The organism is Pontibacter populi, from assembly GCF_019336435.1.
In the GTDB taxonomy this organism is placed as follows: Bacteria; Bacteroidota; Bacteroidia; order Cytophagales; family Hymenobacteraceae; genus Pontibacter; species Pontibacter humidus.
This window is the reverse complement of the sequence record NZ_JAHWXQ010000001.1, coordinates 772,645-789,006: the sequence shown is the minus strand read 5'-3', so window position 1 is coordinate 789,006 and position 16,362 is coordinate 772,645. Positions and strand designations below refer to the sequence as shown.

Annotated in this window: 15 protein-coding genes; 11 read left to right on the top strand and 4 right to left on the bottom strand. The window is 45.4% G+C overall.

Going from position 1 to position 16,362, the window contains the following annotated elements; translation table 11 throughout:
- Window positions 1-18: 18 nt before the first annotated feature.
- The 7 genes from rpsD (at window position 19) to dnaK (ending at window position 7,136) form a co-directional block, all read left to right on the top strand.
- On the top strand, window positions 19-624 hold the full coding sequence (rpsD, locus tag KYK27_RS03280) for a 30S ribosomal protein S4 (RefSeq protein WP_162427694.1): 606 nt from the start codon (window positions 19-21) through the stop codon (window positions 622-624).
- A 37-nt stretch (window positions 625-661) separates the two neighbouring features.
- Window positions 662-1,654: a DNA-directed RNA polymerase subunit alpha gene (locus tag KYK27_RS03275; RefSeq protein WP_199108616.1), complete on the top strand. Its 993-nt coding sequence runs from the start codon at window positions 662-664 to the stop codon at window positions 1,652-1,654.
- Window positions 1,655-1,722: 68 nt separating this feature from the next.
- Window positions 1,723-2,229: a 50S ribosomal protein L17 gene (gene rplQ, locus KYK27_RS03270; RefSeq protein WP_199108615.1), complete on the top strand. Its 507-nt coding sequence runs from the start codon at window positions 1,723-1,725 to the stop codon at window positions 2,227-2,229.
- Between the two features lie 74 nt (window positions 2,230-2,303).
- Window positions 2,304-3,425, top strand: coding sequence for a glutamine-hydrolyzing carbamoyl-phosphate synthase small subunit (gene carA, locus KYK27_RS03265; protein ID WP_199108614.1), 1,122 nt, complete (start codon window positions 2,304-2,306; stop codon window positions 3,423-3,425).
- Between the two features lie 13 nt (window positions 3,426-3,438).
- The gene (gene eno / locus KYK27_RS03260; RefSeq protein ID WP_199108613.1) at window positions 3,439-4,716 is read left to right on the top strand and encodes a phosphopyruvate hydratase; all 1,278 of its coding nucleotides are present in this window, start codon (window positions 3,439-3,441) and stop codon (window positions 4,714-4,716) included.
- A 93-nt stretch (window positions 4,717-4,809) separates the two neighbouring features.
- On the top strand, window positions 4,810-5,109 hold the full coding sequence (locus tag KYK27_RS03255) for an FtsB family cell division protein (protein ID WP_199108612.1): 300 nt from the start codon (window positions 4,810-4,812) through the stop codon (window positions 5,107-5,109).
- 164 nt (window positions 5,110-5,273) lie between these two features.
- The gene (gene dnaK, locus KYK27_RS03250) at window positions 5,274-7,136 is read left to right on the top strand and encodes a molecular chaperone DnaK (RefSeq protein WP_199108611.1); all 1,863 of its coding nucleotides are present in this window, start codon (window positions 5,274-5,276) and stop codon (window positions 7,134-7,136) included.
- Between the two features lie 303 nt (window positions 7,137-7,439).
- Here the strand turns inward: dnaK and KYK27_RS03245 are convergent, their stop codons facing one another.
- Complete coding sequence (locus KYK27_RS03245; RefSeq protein WP_199108610.1) at window positions 7,440-8,507, bottom strand: Ldh family oxidoreductase; 1,068 nt, start codon at window positions 8,505-8,507, stop codon at window positions 7,440-7,442.
- Between the two features lie 206 nt (window positions 8,508-8,713).
- On the opposite strand from KYK27_RS03245, the gene KYK27_RS03240 reads away from it, so the two are divergent.
- The gene (locus tag KYK27_RS03240; protein ID WP_233150227.1) at window positions 8,714-11,098 is read left to right on the top strand and encodes a hypothetical protein; all 2,385 of its coding nucleotides are present in this window, start codon (window positions 8,714-8,716) and stop codon (window positions 11,096-11,098) included.
- Between the two features lie 526 nt (window positions 11,099-11,624).
- Here KYK27_RS03240 and KYK27_RS03235 read toward each other — a convergent pair.
- The 3 genes from KYK27_RS03235 to KYK27_RS03225 are packed head-to-tail and all read right to left on the bottom strand — an operon-like array spanning window position 11,625 to window position 14,000.
- Window positions 11,625-12,560, bottom strand: coding sequence for a phosphatase (locus tag KYK27_RS03235; RefSeq protein ID WP_199108609.1), 936 nt, complete (start codon window positions 12,558-12,560; stop codon window positions 11,625-11,627).
- Between the two features lie 31 nt (window positions 12,561-12,591).
- Window positions 12,592-13,095: a hypothetical protein gene (locus tag KYK27_RS03230; protein WP_199108608.1), complete on the bottom strand. Its 504-nt coding sequence runs from the start codon at window positions 13,093-13,095 to the stop codon at window positions 12,592-12,594.
- A gap of 11 nt (window positions 13,096-13,106) precedes the next feature.
- On the bottom strand, window positions 13,107-14,000 hold the full coding sequence (locus tag KYK27_RS03225; protein WP_199108607.1) for a class I SAM-dependent methyltransferase: 894 nt from the start codon (window positions 13,998-14,000) through the stop codon (window positions 13,107-13,109).
- A 107-nt stretch (window positions 14,001-14,107) separates the two neighbouring features.
- Here KYK27_RS03225 and dapF point away from each other — a divergent pair, with 107 nt between their 5' ends.
- The 3 genes from dapF (at window position 14,108) to KYK27_RS03210 (ending at window position 16,309) form a co-directional block, all read left to right on the top strand.
- Window positions 14,108-14,884, top strand: a complete 777-nt coding sequence (gene dapF / locus KYK27_RS03220; RefSeq protein ID WP_199108606.1) for a diaminopimelate epimerase — start codon at window positions 14,108-14,110, stop codon at window positions 14,882-14,884.
- A gap of 395 nt (window positions 14,885-15,279) precedes the next feature.
- On the top strand, window positions 15,280-15,840 hold the full coding sequence (locus KYK27_RS03215) for a GNAT family N-acetyltransferase (protein WP_233150226.1): 561 nt from the start codon (window positions 15,280-15,282) through the stop codon (window positions 15,838-15,840).
- A 4-nt stretch (window positions 15,841-15,844) separates the two neighbouring features.
- On the top strand, window positions 15,845-16,309 hold the full coding sequence (locus KYK27_RS03210; protein ID WP_199108605.1) for a GNAT family N-acetyltransferase: 465 nt from the start codon (window positions 15,845-15,847) through the stop codon (window positions 16,307-16,309).
- Window positions 16,310-16,362 lie beyond the last annotated feature (53 nt).

The following is a 16,362-nucleotide window of genomic DNA, read 5'->3' as shown; positions in this document are numbered from 1 at the left end:
TAAAGTAGATTAAATAAAATGGCAAGATATACTGGTCCAAAAAGCAAAATCTCAAGAAAGTTTAACGAAGAGATTTTCGGCCCAAGCAAAGCATTAAAAAAGAAAGCATACCCTCCAGGGATGCACGGCCGTGGCCGTCGTAAGAAGCAATCAGAATATTCTATTCAGCTGACTGAAAAACAGAAAGCTAAGTTTATCTACGGTCTTCTTGAGAAGCAATTTGCTAATCTGTTCGAGAAAGCAGCTCGTAAGAGTGGTGTTACAGGTGAAGAGTTACTGAGCCTACTTGAATCAAGATTAGATAACACTGTTTACCGTCTTGGCGTTGCTCCAACAAGAAGAGCAGCACGTCAGTTAGTGCTTCACAAGCATATCACGGTTAATGGTAATATCGTTAACATACCTTCATATAGCTTAAAAGTTGGTGACGTTGTAGCGGTTAGAGAGAAGTCTAAATCTTTGGAAGCTATTACAAACAGTCTGACTGTTCGTAACGCCAGAGCTTTTGGATGGTTAGAGTGGGATGGTAGTGAAATGGCTGGCAAGTTTATAGCTGTGCCACAGCGCGACCAGATACCTGAGAAAATTCAGGAGCAGCTAATCGTTGAGCTTTACTCTAAGTAAGCAACATAATCAATTTTTAACCTTTAACACTGCAAGTATGTCAATATTAGCATTTCAAATGCCAGAGAAAGTTGTAATGGAGAAAGCCGACGACTTTCATGGTTTATTTGAATTCAAGCCGCTTGAAAAAGGTTACGGTGTAACCATCGGTAATGCGCTGCGCAGAATTTTACTTTCCTCTCTGGAAGGTTATGCAATTACTAGCGTTCGCATTCCTGGTGTACTGCACGAGTTTTCATCAGTTGAAGGTGTGGTGCAGGATGTTTCTGACATCATCCTGAACCTTAAAATGGTTCGCTTTAAGAAGATCAGCGAAGTTATCGATGATAAGATCACAGTAACAATTAATGGCACAGATACATTCTTTGCCGGCGATATCAGCAAATTTACTTCAAGCTTTGAAGTACTTAACCCTGAACTGGTGATTTGCAACCTGGATAAGAATCTTTCATTAGAAGTTGAGCTTACCATTCAGAAGGGACGTGGTTACGTACCTGCTGATGAGAACAAGCCGGCTGCTGACCAGGTTTTTGGTCTTATCTCTATAGACTCAATCTTCACGCCAATTAAGAACGTGAAGTTTAGTGTTGAAAATACACGTGTTGAGCAAAAGACTGACTACGAAAAGCTTCTGTTAGATATTCAGACTGACGGATCTATACATCCGGAAGATGCTCTTAAAGGAGCTGCGAATATACTTATTCAGCACTTTATGCTGTTCTCTGATAATACCATGACCTTCGAAACTGCTAAGCCAGAAGAAGAAGAAGTTGTTGACGAAGAACTGCTGCATATGCGCAAAGTTCTGAAGACGCCACTTCAGGATATGGATCTATCAGTTAGAGCTTACAACTGCTTAAAAGCTGCGGATATCAGAACACTTGGAGATCTGGTACAACTGGATATCTCTGATATGATGAAATTCCGTAACTTTGGTAAGAAGTCGCTTACTGAACTAGAGAATCTGGTTCAGGAGAAAGGCCTGACCTTCGGGATGGATCTTTCTAAATATAAATTAGAAGAAGAATAATAACTTACGGCATAATTCCCGATCCCGTATAGGTTGATCGACGGTATGCCCGTGCACAATTCAAAATAATGAGACACGGTAAAAAAATTAATCACTTAGGAAGAACTGCTGCTCACCGTAAGGCGATGCTGTCAAACATGGCTGCTTCCCTTATCCTGCACAAGCGTCTTTCTACTACAGTAGCTAAGGCTAAAGCATTGCGTAAGTATGTTGAGCCTCTTCTTACAAAATCTAAGAACGATACTACACACTCAAGAAGAACTGTATTTGCTTACCTTCAGGAGAAGGAAGCTGTTAAGGAGCTTTTTGATGAAGTATCAGCAAAGATCGCTAACAGACCAGGTGGTTACACTCGTATCCTTAAAACAGGTCTTCGTCTAGGTGACAACGCAGAAATGTGTGTTATCGAGCTTGTAGACTACAACGAGGATATGCTGGCATCAACTGGTGCAGCAGGTGCCAAGAAAACACGTCGTCGTGCTGGTGGTGCTAAGAAGAAAGCTGATGGTGCTGCTGAAGCTCCTAAAGCAGCTGAAACAGATGCAACTGCAGAAGAGTCAAAAGATGCTGAATAAGCTGATTCTTTGAAATATTTTAAAGGGACATGACGGAAGTCGTGTCCCTTTTTTATTTTTGTAAAAATCTCAAGATGAAAAAACATACCGCTACAGAAGCCATTCTTTTATTAGAAGATGGTACAATCTACAAAGGAAAGAGCTTAGGCAGAATTGGAACATCCGGTGGAGAGCTTTGCTTTAATACCGGTATGACAGGTTACCAGGAAATATTTACAGACCCGTCTTACTATGGTCAGGTAGTAGTTAACACTGTATCTCATGTAGGCAACTATGGAGTACAAGACCAGGAAGTAGAATCTGACAGAGTACAGATCAGTGCGTTGGTGTGTAAGGACTTCTCTCATTATTATTCCAGAAAAACAGCCGAAGGGTCTTTACAGGAATACTTTGAAAAGGCCGGAATTGTAGGTATTTGCCAAATTGATACACGTGCGCTGGTTCGTCATATTCGAGACAAAGGTGCTATGAATGCCATAGTTTCGTCGGAGATAACAGATGTTGACGAGCTGCGTAAGAGACTGGCTGAAGTTCCTTCCATGGCTGGATTAGAGCTTTCATCAAGAGTAAGTACTCCGGAAACCTATGACCTGAAGCCAGAAGATGTTAAGTTTAGAGTTGCAGTGCTGGACCTTGGAGTAAAGCGCAACAGCTTACATAATTTTATGCAACGCGGTTGTGAGGTTAAAGTATTCCCGTATAACACTCCTTTTGAAGAGATGGAGAAGTGGAACCCGGATGGCTATTTTATTTCGAACGGACCTGGCGACCCTGCAGCTACGAAAGATGCGGTAGACAGTGTAAAACAAATACTGGCTAAGTCGAAGCCAATGTTTGGTATTTGCATGGGGCACCAGATACTGGCACAGGCAAACGGAATTGCTACATACAAAATGCATAATGGGCATAGAGGCTTAAATCATCCGGTTAAAAACCTGATTACAGGTAGAAGCGAAATTACAAGTCAGAACCATGGATTTGTGGTGGATGCGGAGCAAGTGAGAAACCACCCGGATGTGGAAGTTACACACATAAACCTGAATGATAATACCATTGAGGGGATGCGTATGAAAACCAAGCCGGCTTTTTCAGTGCAATACCACCCGGAGTCTTCGCCGGGGCCACACGATTCTGAGTACCTGTTTGATGACTTCGTGGCATTATTAGAGCAAAGTAAAAATCAAGTAAAACTATAGATCAAAACAACTAATGAGCTTAATTACTGATATCAAAGCCAGACAGATCTTCGATTCTAGAGGCAATCCTACTGTAGAAGTTGATGTAATAACTGAAACTGGTGTAATGGGCCGTGCTGCTGTACCGTCTGGAGCGTCTACCGGTATTCATGAGGCTGTTGAGCTTCGTGATGGAGACAAGGGCAAGTACATGGGCAAAGGCGTGCTGCAGGCAGTTAAAAACGTAAACGATACAATTGCTGAAGAGCTTATTGGTTTCCAGGTGTTTGACCAGAACCTGCTGGATAAGATCATGATCGAGCTGGATGGCTCTGACAACAAAGGAAAACTGGGTGCTAATGCTATACTTGGCGTTTCGTTGGCAATAGCACGTGCTGCTGCACAAGAGCTTAACATGCCGCTTTACCGCTATGTAGGTGGAGTTAATGCGAATACGTTGCCAGTACCGATGATGAACATTCTGAACGGAGGTAGCCATGCAGATAACGCCATCGACTTCCAGGAATTCATGATCATGCCTGTTGGTGCGCCTTCGTTCTCTGAAGCGTTGCGTATGGGTTCAGAAGTGTTCCATCATCTGAAGAATGTACTGAAGAAAAAAGGCCTTTCTACGAACGTAGGTGACGAAGGTGGTTTTGCCCCTAACATCGCGTCTAACGTGGAAGCTATTGAAGTAGTACTGCAGGCAATTGAAGCTGCTGGTTACAAGCCAGGCGACGATATGATGATTGCCATGGATGCGGCTAGCTCTGAATTTTACGATGCGTCTACTGGTCTTTACACGTTCAAGAAATCTACCGGTGATAAACTTTCGTCTTCGGACATGGTAAGCTACTGGAAAGAGTGGACGGAGAAATACCCGATCATCTCGATTGAAGATGGTATGGCAGAAGACGACTGGGCTGGCTGGAAAGAGCTTACTGAGAAAATTGGTAAGAATGTACAGCTGGTAGGTGATGACCTTTTTGTAACCAACGTGAAGCGCCTGCAGCAGGGTATAGACCAGGGTGTAGCGAACTCTATCCTGATCAAAGTGAACCAGATTGGTACGCTGACGGAAACTATAAATGCCATTAACTTAGGCTTACGTCATGGTTATAAGAGCGTGATGAGTCATCGTTCAGGTGAGACAGAGGATAACACGATTGCTGACCTGGCAGTTGCGCTTAACACAGGCCAGATCAAGACTGGTTCTGCGTCACGTTCTGACCGTATGGCTAAGTATAACCAATTACTTCGTATCGAAGAAGAGCTAGGTGAAATAGCGTACTATCCGGGCCGTAAGTTCTAAAATCCAATATTTAAAAATATTTATCTCTAAGGCTGTGGGTTATATGATCCACAGCCTTATTTTTGTGTAAGTACTTTTAGCCCACGTGTTCCTATGATCAAGCGCATCCCCAAATTTTTCCGTAGCTTTTATTTTATCACAACAGCCCTGTTTGTGGCATGGATGCTCTTTTTCGACTCTAACGACTTTGTTACGCAGTACCAAATGAGCAAACAACTCAGCGATCTGGAAGCTGTGAAGGAAGATTACATGGAGAAAATGGAAGAGGTGGAGAAAGACCGCAAAGCCCTGATGGGAAATGCTGATCTCCTGGAAAAGTACGCCCGCGAAAAATACCTGATGAAGCGCCCGAATGAGGACGTGTTTATTATAGTGCCAAAGAAGGAAGATTAATGCTATAGTTAAGCGTTTATAGTTAACACTTGCGGGTTATAGTTTTGTGACCGATTAAGGCTCCTTATTAACTGCTTATCCCTTAATCCCTGCCTAAATAATTCGTAACTTTGCGCCATTGAGCTGCAACTATAAGCTTGCGGCCTCACCTAAGTATAGATACTATGGCAAAAGTTGCAATAAACCTTTCTACCGGCTCCATTCAGCAGGAAGAAGTTATAGTAGGTATAGATCTGGGCACAACCAACAGCCTGGTGGCCTACATCCATCCTGAAGATAAAACTCCCATCGCTATTAATGATCAGGGCCGCGGAACCATTGTGCCGTCGGTGGTGCATTTTACCCAGACCGGCGAAACTATAGTTGGTACCGAAGCAAAAGATTACCTGACTACCGATCCGGCAAATACTATTTACTCTGTTAAGCGCCTGCTGGGCAAGTCGTATAAAGACGTTGGCGAACACAAAGACTACTTTGGCTACAAGATAATTGATGACGACAGCGAAGGCTTAGTGAAGATAAGAGTAGGAGATAAATTCTATTCGCCTATTGAGCTATCGGCAGAGATACTGAAGGAACTGCGTGAGCGCGCTGAGCACTCGCTTAAAACACCAGTTAACCGTGCTGTAATTACGGTACCGGCTTACTTTAACGACTCGCAACGCCAGGCAACCCGCGATGCCGGCAAACTGGCAGGCCTCGAAGTATTGCGCATCGTAAATGAGCCTACTGCAGCAGCACTAGCCTATGGCATTGGTATAGACCAAAACGAAGAGAAAACAGTAGCCGTGTATGATCTGGGTGGTGGTACATTTGATATTTCTATCCTGAGCATCCACCAGGGTATTTTTGAAGTGCTCTCTACGAACGGCGATACTTATCTGGGTGGCGATGACTTTGACCGTGCGATCATCAATCATTGGATACAAAACAACGAGTTGATTGCCGATACTATAAATCAGGATAAAAACCTGCAGCAGGAACTACGCTTAAAAGCCGAGGAAGCTAAGAGAACGCTAAGCTCTCAGCCGGTTTTCACCGGAACTATAAACGGAACTATAGATTGCCATTTAGAGCGCCATACTTTTGAAACACTGATTGCCCCAACTGTAGCCCGAACTATAGAAAGCTGCCGTATGGCAATGAGCGATGCCAAACTACAGCCCGAGCAGATAGATGCCGTGATCATGGTTGGTGGTTCAACGCGAGTACCGATAGTGTACGAAGCTGTATCTAACTTCTTTGGGAAACAAGCCAACAACACGCTTAACCCTGATGAGGTTGTTTCTCTTGGAGCAGCCATACAAGCCGACATACTGGCCGGTAATCGTAAAGATATTCTGCTGCTGGATGTAACGCCGCTTACGTTGGGTATCGAGACGATGGGTGGCCTGATGGATTCTATCATTCCACGTAACTCTAAAATTCCAACCAAGGCCGGTCGTCAGTACACCACGTCAGTAGACGGACAGGTGAACATGAAAATTTCGGTGTACCAGGGAGAGCGCGACCTTGTGAAAGAGAACCGTAAGTTGGCTGAGTTCGATCTGAAAGGCATACCAGCTATGCCAGCCGGTTTCCCGAAAGTAGATGTCAACTTTATATTGAATGCCGATGGTATCCTGAAAGTTGAAGCCATTGAGCTACGTTCCGGTGTGCGCCAGGAAGTAGAGGTAAAGCCACAGTATGGCCTGACCGATGAGCAGGTAGAGCAGATGTTGATGGACTCGATTACCCACGCACGCGAAGACGTAAATACCCGCATGGTGATAGAGGCCCGCACAACCGCCGAGCAGATGATCTACCAGGTGGAGCGCTTTGTTGATAAGAACGGCCAGCACCTGACAGCTGAAGAGATAGAGCTAACCAGAACCAATGTGCAGAACCTGAAAAACGTATTGCCAAGTGGAGATAAAGATGCTATATTGAAAGCTGTAGATACGCTGGAAGAACAGACAAGCCCGTTTGCGGAGCGTGTGATGCAGATATCTATTAAGCAGGCAATGGCTGGTAAAAAGATTGAGTAAATGATAACTATGGCGCGAACGTCCTCGCTCGTGACAAACTATAGCCGGGCCTCTGGCCATTGTAAACTATAGTTTGGCTGTTCCGGCTGCGGACTTCCTAGTCCGCGTCATTCGTAACACGAGGATTAGGAAATCCTCCTGCAGAGTGCTTTCGGACAAGATGTCCGAAAGAGCATTAGGCCAATAGGTTAAGTAATTTTAATTCTCCTCTTGAGAGGGGTGGGGGTGTGTTTAATCGTTCCCGAAAATAAAAGGGCCGGCAATTTATAGTTGCCGGCCCTTTTTTATAGTTGGTTCTATAGTTTAAAACTTAATACCGAACTTCTTGCCCAGCTTCTCCAGATCTTCGGCTACAGGTTGCAGCAAAGGAATTCCTTCTTTCAGGCGTATCTCGGTCATTTCGCGTTCCGGGTCGCCGGGGATCAATACTGCTTTCTCGCCTTTCTTGGTTTTGGCAGCCCGGAAGGTTTCTATCCAACGGTCCATATTTTCTTTAAACTCATCAGCAGGCCTGAAAGCGTCGATGCGCATAGCTCCCAAAAAGTGGCCAATACCTTTTCCAACCGGATCGGCTGGCGGATTCAGGAAGGCTACAAATGGTGGCACCCACGGACCATAGTTGGCACCCGACAATACAGCCGAGAAAATATCAACTATAGCTGCCAGCGCATACCCTTTGTGACTGCCGTGTACCAGGTCTGATCCAAGCGGTAGCAGGGCGCCGCCATCTTTTAGCTCGTTAGCATTATCGGTGTCATCGCCTTCGGCAGTTTGTATCCAGCCCACAGGAGCTTTCTTTTCTTTGCGTTGTAAAATCTCGAGCTTACCATTAGCTGCAGATGCGGTGGCAAAGTCGGCTACAAACGGCGGCTGCTTTTTGGCTGGCACCGCCACTGCAATCGGGTTAGTTCCGAGCATACGGTCTATAGAGTGAGTCGGGGCAACCAGCGGACTTGCGTTGGTCATCGCCATACCGATCATATCAGAGCTCAAGGCCTCCATAGCATGATAACCGGCAATGCCAAAGTGATTCGAATTTCGCACCGATACCCAGCCTGTTCCTACCTTATCGGCTTTTTCAATGGCAATGTCCATCGCTTTTGGTGCAATTACCAATCCTAAACCACCATCACCATCTACAGTGGCCGTGCTGGGTGTTTCGTGTACAATGCGCATGTTTGGAGTCGGGTTTATTCTTCCTGCTTCCCAGAGGCGCACATATCCGCTCAGTCGGGCTACACCGTGTGAGTCAACGCCACGCAGGTCGGCTTCCAGTAAAACTTCGGCGGCCAGTTTCGCATCTTTTGGCGGGCACCCGATGGCTAAAAATATTTCCTGGGTAAAATCAAATAAGTGTCGGTAGGTATACATGTATTCTGAGTTGCGATAATCAAAGGTGGCAAATTACTAAATTCTGTTACTAATAGCTTCATTAATACCTGCTTTATCCTTGTCCCAGCAAAAGCTATAGTTCTGTAAAGCGCTGTAAATATGTAGTTTTTTATATACTTTAGAGCCTGAATAAGATTGTGGAACAGATTTTGTCTGTGCCTGCTTAGGCAAATTATATTTTTACTATGATACGAGCTATACTTTCCGCTTTTATGCTGCTTGCTGCTTTTGTAGCACAGGCCCAGACCAAACTTATATTTGATCAAACCACCCCGGAAGCTTACCTGATAAAGTATAGCGCCACTGGTAACAGCAGCCAACAAAACATCAATTCTATACTTAACCTGCTTCGAGATGGCGATATTCGGAAAGGTGGCGGCCGCCCGACGCGTAACCCGGAATTTACAGTTCGGATGGAGCAGCAGGCCCGTATCGCCGATACCGGTAATGCACTGCAGTTAACAGTAAAACTCAGCAAAATTGGGGTTGGAAGCGATGTTACTTATAAAGGTTTTGGCGTGGAAGATGTGTTGCTGCCGGAAAAGCTGAATGCGAAGATCAAACTGCTGGATGGCAAGAAAAAAGAACTGCAGTCATTTAACCTGACCAATATCTCTTTCAACAAAGATGGTGTGGTGGTGCTGGATGTAACCATGCCTGATACAACTACCGCTAATCAAAACTATAGTTTGGTAGTCGAGCCGAAAGAGCTGATCTATACCTCAGAAAGTGTAAACCGCTTTAAAAGATACCAGGAACAGGTGCAAAGTTATTACACTGCTGAAGCAACTATAAGCCGTGCGCTGGAAGATATTAACCGCATACAGCCCGAAGATGTGGACCGCATAAGCCTGCACGAGCGCAACCTGCGCCAGATGGAGGATATGTATACGCGCATAAAGGATGAGAACTATAAAGATAAGCTAAACTTGCGGCAATACGACCCACAACATCTTACAGATAAAATGGCCGACCTGAACCGCCTGATGAAGGAGCGCCGCCGTGCTGTTGATTACGCCCTGAGCACCATGGACCTGCAGTTCTTTAACAAAGGGATGAGCCTGGTAACAACCGGAAACGGAAATGCAGCACAAGGTTATTTTATAAAGTCGCTGGAAGTAAATCCAAAGTTTGCACCATCGCATCTGCAGCTTGCCCGCCTTGATTTTGTGAACGGTTACCTGAACGAAGCTACAGCCCGCACCCTGGATGTGCTTACTGGAATGCGCATTGACCCGGAAACCCGCCAGATGGCGCAGGTGCTGGCACATGATATCTACACCTCACATGTTAACCGCGGCCATAATCTGGTTAACAACAGAGATTATAATGGCGCATTACAGGCTTTCGGGACTGCCCGCGAAGTATGTGATAAAGTTGGCGGATTAGGTTGCAACATGCCAGCTTTGCGCGAAGGCGAAGGTAGAGCCGCAACCGGTGTATATCATAACATAGTAGCAGAAGGAAAGCGCGAATTTAGCCGTAACAACATAGCACAGGCTGACAAGTTAGCCGAAGAAGCCCTGCGTTTCCAGAACGATTACCGGGATGTGATGGCACAGCCAACTGAAGCTATTGACCTGCAGAACCAGGTAAAATATACCTACTATGTAACGCACATCGATAAAGGCAAAAACTACCTGAACAGCAAAAACTATACAGCTGCGCTAAGCCAGTTCGATGCTGCCTTGGAACTACAGGACAGGTATACATTTAAAAAAGTAAACGAGCTTGGCACACTAGCACAGAAAGCTGCTAAACCGGTATTACTTGCCGAACTACAGACTGGTTACCAGCAAGCCATGAATAACCAGTTATCCGATGCACGCGCGCTGGCCTCAAAAGCTATAGCCATGCAGGGCCGTTATGGTCTGGCTCAGGATAAAGAGGTGCTAGGCAAATATAACCTGCTCCGCGACCGTATTGTAACCCAGGAATGCCAGAATGCTCAAAATGCTTACGACGACCATCTGCAGCAGGCAAAAGAATTGGCCCGCAACAAACAATTCCTGGCTGCTGATAAGTCTTACCTGGCCGCACTTAAAGTGGCAGGTGATAACACTGTTTGCCAGCTAGCTGATTTTACTGCAAAAGACGGACGTGAGGCGATACTGCCTGCAGTCAGATATCAGCAGATGCTCGAAGACATAAACCGCTTCGTAGCAAGCAGCCGCTACACTGAGGCTTTACAGGTTTATAACCAGGCAGAGAAGCATTACAAAGCCTACGAAGTAAACCGTTTCGGCCTGGACTACATCTCGTTGTACAACTATGCGAAAGAGACAACCAAGCTGCCATTTACTGCCGAAGTAGTGCAGTACTACGCCAGCCAGGGCGAAGAAGAAGTTGCCATCGGTTTATTAACTATACTACTTCAAAAAGATTATAAAAATCGTAAAACGAAGAGCGTGCAGGAGCAGTTAGGCAAGCAGCTAGCATCGCAGGATGTGCAGTTGGGTTTAAAAGATGATGCTGAAGCCCTGGCCATGAAGCACACAAACAATAATCGCGATTTGAAGAAGCTGAGGAAGGCTTACGAAAAGGAAAGAAAGCGTTTAGCAAAAGGATAAAGTAAAAAAGCAGGAGAACATCCTGCTTTTTTTATTGTCTGAATCAGGATTTACAGGATTTGGATTGTAGGGACAGGTCGCGACCCAATACCATCAACTTAAGGATTTTAATGAAATATGCTGTCATTTTGAACTTAGTGAGAAATCTATTTTGGATGTATTCAAGAGTATCTTAAATAGGTTTCTCCTTTCGTCGAGATGACAAATTCGCATTAAGTTGATGGTATTGGGTCGCGACCTGTCCGTGAGAAGGTGGAAATTATAAGACTATAGTTACAACTTTAGTAATAGCCGAAATTCCCCTCTAGGGGGGGTAGGGGTGGGTTAAAACCGCAACTATAAAATTATAGCCAGCGCAATTACTGTCCCTGCCGGGCCAGTTGAGTTGAAAACTCAACACCATAAGTAGACACGGGTTGCAAACCCGCGCCAGCAAAAAAGAACAACTATAGAACTACAACTCCAACTATAGCGAGAAGCCCCATCCCGAAAATCCTTTAATCCTGTAAATCCTGATTCAGATAAATTACTTCTCCAGCATTTGCTGCAGCACACCTTCTTTCAGTGCATAAGACGATACCCGAATCTCCAGCAGCTTATAATTCTCCAGTACAAAATCTACCAGTATAGTTGCTAGTACGATCATATCCACGCGCATTTCCAGCATGCCGGGAAGCGCTAATCGCTCTTCGTGGGTTTTGCGCAGTAGCTCTTCATAAACACTATAGAAATCATCCATTGCTAGCGCTGAAGCCGGCGGTATAGTTTGCTGGCGCGATGTATCGCCTTTGCGGAGTGCGTCAATATCGCAAAGTGTGTCGAAGGTGCCGGAGGAGCCTACGAGTATAGTTGGTTTATACTTGTTTACAGCTTCGGTGAGGGGTTGTAGCTTTTCAGCTAAGTAGGCTTTTTCAGCGGCTATACTTTCGGTTGGAATCGGGTCGGCGGTAAAGAACTGGTCCATCAGGCGCTGGGCTCCAATCTCGAAGCTGCGTTTCCAGAAGATTTCCTGGTTGTTGCAAACTATAAACTCCACACTGCCGCCGCCAATGTCCATGAGCAGGGCTGTCTGCTCATTCAGTACACCAGCGAAGCGCACACCGTAGTAGATCAGTTCAGCTTCGCGGGCGCCGTCTATCACTTCTACTTCAATATCGGTTTGCTTGTAGATGTCCTTTACAAAATCGTCGCCATTGGCTGCGTTACGCACCATGCTGGTAGCCATAGCACGTACCGTTTCAGCGCCATGTTCATCAATCACCTTCCGGAAATCTCTAAGGGTTTTTAGTGCACGTTCGTAGGCTTCGGGGGCGATGTTGCCGTTGCTGATGCCGCCCTGTCCCAAACGAACCGGTACTTTGGTTTTATACAGGTCGCGCAACTGCCCCTGCTCATTCACTTCCGTTACCAGCAAGTGAAATGTATTTGTACCCATATCGATCAGTGCAAGGCGGTTTTTCATCGTTGATTGTTAATTGATGATTGTTGTTATACTATTTTATCCGAACTAGATTTAAAATCAACAGGTTAAGTTTCGATTCAGTTTTCTTCTGGTTGTATTCAAATTTCCAAACTATATTATCATTCTCTTTAGAAGTAATTTTAAATGATGAGTGTAATTTTCTCCTAAAATAAAGGCTAAGAATTTGATCATCTGAATCAAAACTCCAACTCCACTTTCCATCGAGTTTGGAATTTGTCCAACTCTTTACGTGTAAATCTTGGACATTTAATCGTCCAGACTTTTCAAAAGTGAGTTCAGTGATATCTCTATGTTTATTTTGCTGGAGCTTTATATTCAACTCATTCAACCTGTCATTTTCCGTATTGAAATTCAGAAATCTAATTAGAGATAATGAGTCAGAACTATAAAAGCTTTGATTTTCGTTGTTCGCAAACCATGAAGTTGCCTTAAAATCTGATTTTGCTAATTTTTGAGCATTCGAATTAATGCTTATGGTAATAATGAGAATTAGTAATAAGGCAGCTCTTTTCATAACTATAGTTTCTAACTTTCCGCCGAAGTAAACCTAAAAAACGTCCCTAACGGCAATTTTCGCTCTCCTTTATCGTGCAGGTATAGTTCGCCGAGTTCTTCGTTCTTCACCATATCGCCGAATGTGCCGCGCATCAGGTTATCGAGTACCATCGCCGAGAAGCCCATCGAGTAAAGATTTATAAGCAGGAAATAATCGGTGCCGTCCAGCATTTCGCGGCAAAGCTTTATCATTTCATTCAACTCGTCTTCCAGTTGCCATTTTTCGCCGTTCGGGCCGCGGCCGTAACTTGGCGGGTCCAGGATAATGCCGTTATACTTGTTGCCACGTTTCACTTCGCGGCGGGCATACTTCATGGCATCTTCCACAATCCAGCGCACGTTGTCGAGGTTGCTGGCTTCCATGTTGTCGCGGGCCCAGAAGTTCACCTGCTTTATAGAGTCCAGGTGGGTTACGTCGGCGCCGGCAGCTTTGGCAGCAAGCGTGGCAGCACCGGTGTAGGCAAACATGTTAAGCACTTTTGGCTGTGGCGTTTTTAGCTTGCGGGTGGTGTCGTAAATAAACTTCCAGTTCGCGTCCTGCTCCGGAAACAAGCCCACATGCTTAAACGACGACAAACCCAACCGGAAGCGCAGCTTCAGGCCGTTGTAGTTATAGTTGATGAACCACTGCTCAGGCATTCCTTTCTTCAGTTTCCACTGTCCTTTTTCCTGGCTGCCTTTGTCGCGGGTAAAAACGGCATTGGCCATACGCTGCCATTCCTGCTCGGGCAAATGCTTGTCCCAGATGGCCTGCGGCTCGGGGCGTGCTACATAATACTGGCCAAAACGCTCCAGTTTCTCAAAGTTGCCACTATCCACTAACTCGTAATCGGCCCAGTTTTCTGTTGTAAGAAAGGAATACATATCTTTGTCGTTTATTTCAGGCGTGGTGCCTATAAGGCGGTAAAATTACGCATTATCTGCCACACCATAATAGGGCACGAACCAGCTGTTTTAATTGTTTCAGATACATGGCAATCAGTTTTTATAAATACCAGGGCACCGGCAACGATTTCGTGATGATCGACAACCGGAAAATGACCTTCCCGGGGGAGAACGAAGTGTTGGTAAAACACCTTTGCGACCGCCGCGTGGGTGTTGGCGCCGACGGATTAATATTATTACAGGACCACCCGGACTATGATTTCGAGATGGTGTACTATAACGCCGATGGCCGTGTGGGCTCTATGTGCGGAAACGGCGCACGCTGCACTGTTCGTTTTGCGCGCCAGCTGGGTGTGATAGAAGACGTAGCCTGCTTTTTAGCAGCTGATGGTGAGCACCAGGCAAATATAGAGCGGGACCTGATACAGTTAAAGATGAACGATGTCCAGGGCGTGGAAAGAATAGGGGAAGATTATTACCTGAACACCGGCTCGCCACACTATATCCGTTTCGTAGATGATGTGCAAAGTGTTGATGTATTTGCAGAAGGCCGCGCTATTCGGTACAACGACCGTTTTGCAGCAGTTGGCACTAACGTAAACTTTGTGCAGAAAACAGGCGAAAACGAGATTTTTGTTCGCACCTACGAGCGCGGTGTGGAAGACGAGACCTTATCATGTGGAACGGGTGTAACAGCTGCAGCATTAATGGCCGGTTTGGAAGGCATGCAAAGCCCGGTAAAAGTAAAGGTATTGGGCGGCGAACTGGAAGTAGCTTTTGAAAGATCAGGCAACGACGGCTTTAAATACATTTATTTGATCGGACCAGCCAAGCAGGTGTTCACTGGTACTGTTATTGTTTAAACTATAGGAAACTATGGTATTTAATGCCGCAAGTTTAGCGTCAGCGCAACTTGTGGCTAAATATGGAGCCAGTCTGTAACTGGCGAAACTATACTATAGTTCTGGAGGACGCCAGTTGCAAACTGGCTGCCAAACCTAACCACCAATTACCGCTACGCTCAAACTGGCAGTATATCTTATTAGCAAAAGTTGTCTGCAATCGTAAATCATCCCCCTTCCCCCTTCAAAGGGGGACTTTCTCTGGTAACGTAATTCAACTTTAGATTTAAGCATTATTGGGTGTCCCCCTTTGAAGGGGGTAGGGGGTGATAACTACAGCAGGCAAACCTTATCCCTAACTATAAAACAAGACTTTCAGCAACTATAAATTGTTGGAAGTCTTTCTTTTTTATACCTTGAGAAAAGCATCAACTATAGACCCTGTGTTCCTGAAAACAGACCAAACATACCTGCGTGCCCTCGAGCCTGCCGACCTGGATTTCCTGTATTCTTTAGAAAACGATACTACCGTGTGGCATGTAGGCAACACGCTTACACCTTACTCCAAATTTGTGCTGGAGCAATACCTCGAAAATGCTGCGCTGGACATCTATACTGTCAAGCAACTCCGGCTCATTATCTGTAACGCAGAAGCGCAAACTATAGGAGCCATTGACTTATATGATTTTGACCCCTTGCACCGCCGTGCGGGCATAGGCATCGTTATTACAGAAGAACATCGCGGGAATGGTCATGCTGCCGATGCGTTGAAATTATTACTTAACTACTGTCGGAATACGCTCAGGCTCCACCAGGTATACTGTTCTGTTACAGCTACCAATCTGCCAAGTATAAATCTTTTTACTAAAAGTGGTTTTGAGCAGGTAGGTATTCGCAAAGAATGGTTTCTGACGCCTGACGGCTGGGAGAATGTAGTAGAAATGCAGCGAATCTTCCATACACATCAGGACGCATAGCATCATGTTATTCAGAAAGGCAACTTTAGCGGATATCACTGGGATGTCGCGGGTGCGGATGGTTGTGAAGGAGAATGTTCTTTCTGATCCGGGTCGGGTTACCGCTGAAGATTACAGGCAGATGCTGGAAGAGAAGGGAGCAGGCTGGGTTTGCGAAGTAGCCGAAACTATAGTTGGCTTTACTATAGTTGACTTTTCGGATGCGAACATCTGGGCGTTATTTGTTGACCCTGACCATGACAAAAAAGGCATAGGCCGGAAGCTGCACGATCTGATGCTGAACTATAGCTTTGAACTGGGAGTTGATAAACTATGGCTCTCTACCGGGCCCGGGACAAGAGCAGAAACCTTTTACCGCAAAGCTGGCTGGGAGCAAACAGGCATTACACAAAGTGGAGAGATCAGGTTTGAGATGGATAGGACAACGTATAAGGCTATAGTTTCCACATCACAACAAACAACAATCTAACCATCCAACAATTAACCATACCTGTTCTGTCAGAGTTATTTGGCCGTTTCAAC

Excerpts from the sequence above, each read along its gene's own strand:
- KYK27_RS03240 (WP_233150227.1), top strand. The coding sequence starts at position 8,714 with ATGATACGAGCTATACTTTCCGCTTTTATGCTGCTTGCTGCTTTTGTA.
- rplQ (WP_199108615.1), top strand. The coding sequence starts at position 1,723 with ATGAGACACGGTAAAAAAATTAATCACTTAGGAAGAACTGCTGCTCAC.
- KYK27_RS03255 (WP_199108612.1), top strand. The coding sequence starts at position 4,810 with ATGATCAAGCGCATCCCCAAATTTTTCCGTAGCTTTTATTTTATCACA.
- KYK27_RS03275 (WP_199108616.1), top strand. The coding sequence starts at position 662 with ATGTCAATATTAGCATTTCAAATGCCAGAGAAAGTTGTAATGGAGAAA.
- KYK27_RS03230 (WP_199108608.1), bottom strand. The coding sequence starts at position 13,095 with ATGAAAAGAGCTGCCTTATTACTAATTCTCATTATTACCATAAGCATT.
- dnaK (WP_199108611.1), top strand. The coding sequence starts at position 5,274 with ATGGCAAAAGTTGCAATAAACCTTTCTACCGGCTCCATTCAGCAGGAA.
- KYK27_RS03245 (WP_199108610.1), bottom strand. The coding sequence starts at position 8,507 with ATGTATACCTACCGACACTTATTTGATTTTACCCAGGAAATATTTTTA.
- KYK27_RS03235 (WP_199108609.1), bottom strand. The coding sequence starts at position 12,560 with ATGAAAAACCGCCTTGCACTGATCGATATGGGTACAAATACATTTCAC.
- KYK27_RS03210 (WP_199108605.1), top strand. The coding sequence starts at position 15,845 with ATGTTATTCAGAAAGGCAACTTTAGCGGATATCACTGGGATGTCGCGG.
- rpsD (WP_162427694.1), top strand. The coding sequence starts at position 19 with ATGGCAAGATATACTGGTCCAAAAAGCAAAATCTCAAGAAAGTTTAAC.
- KYK27_RS03225 (WP_199108607.1), bottom strand. The coding sequence starts at position 14,000 with ATGTATTCCTTTCTTACAACAGAAAACTGGGCCGATTACGAGTTAGTG.
- carA (WP_199108614.1), top strand. The coding sequence starts at position 2,304 with ATGAAAAAACATACCGCTACAGAAGCCATTCTTTTATTAGAAGATGGT.
- eno (WP_199108613.1), top strand. The coding sequence starts at position 3,439 with ATGAGCTTAATTACTGATATCAAAGCCAGACAGATCTTCGATTCTAGA.
- dapF (WP_199108606.1), top strand. The coding sequence starts at position 14,108 with ATGGCAATCAGTTTTTATAAATACCAGGGCACCGGCAACGATTTCGTG.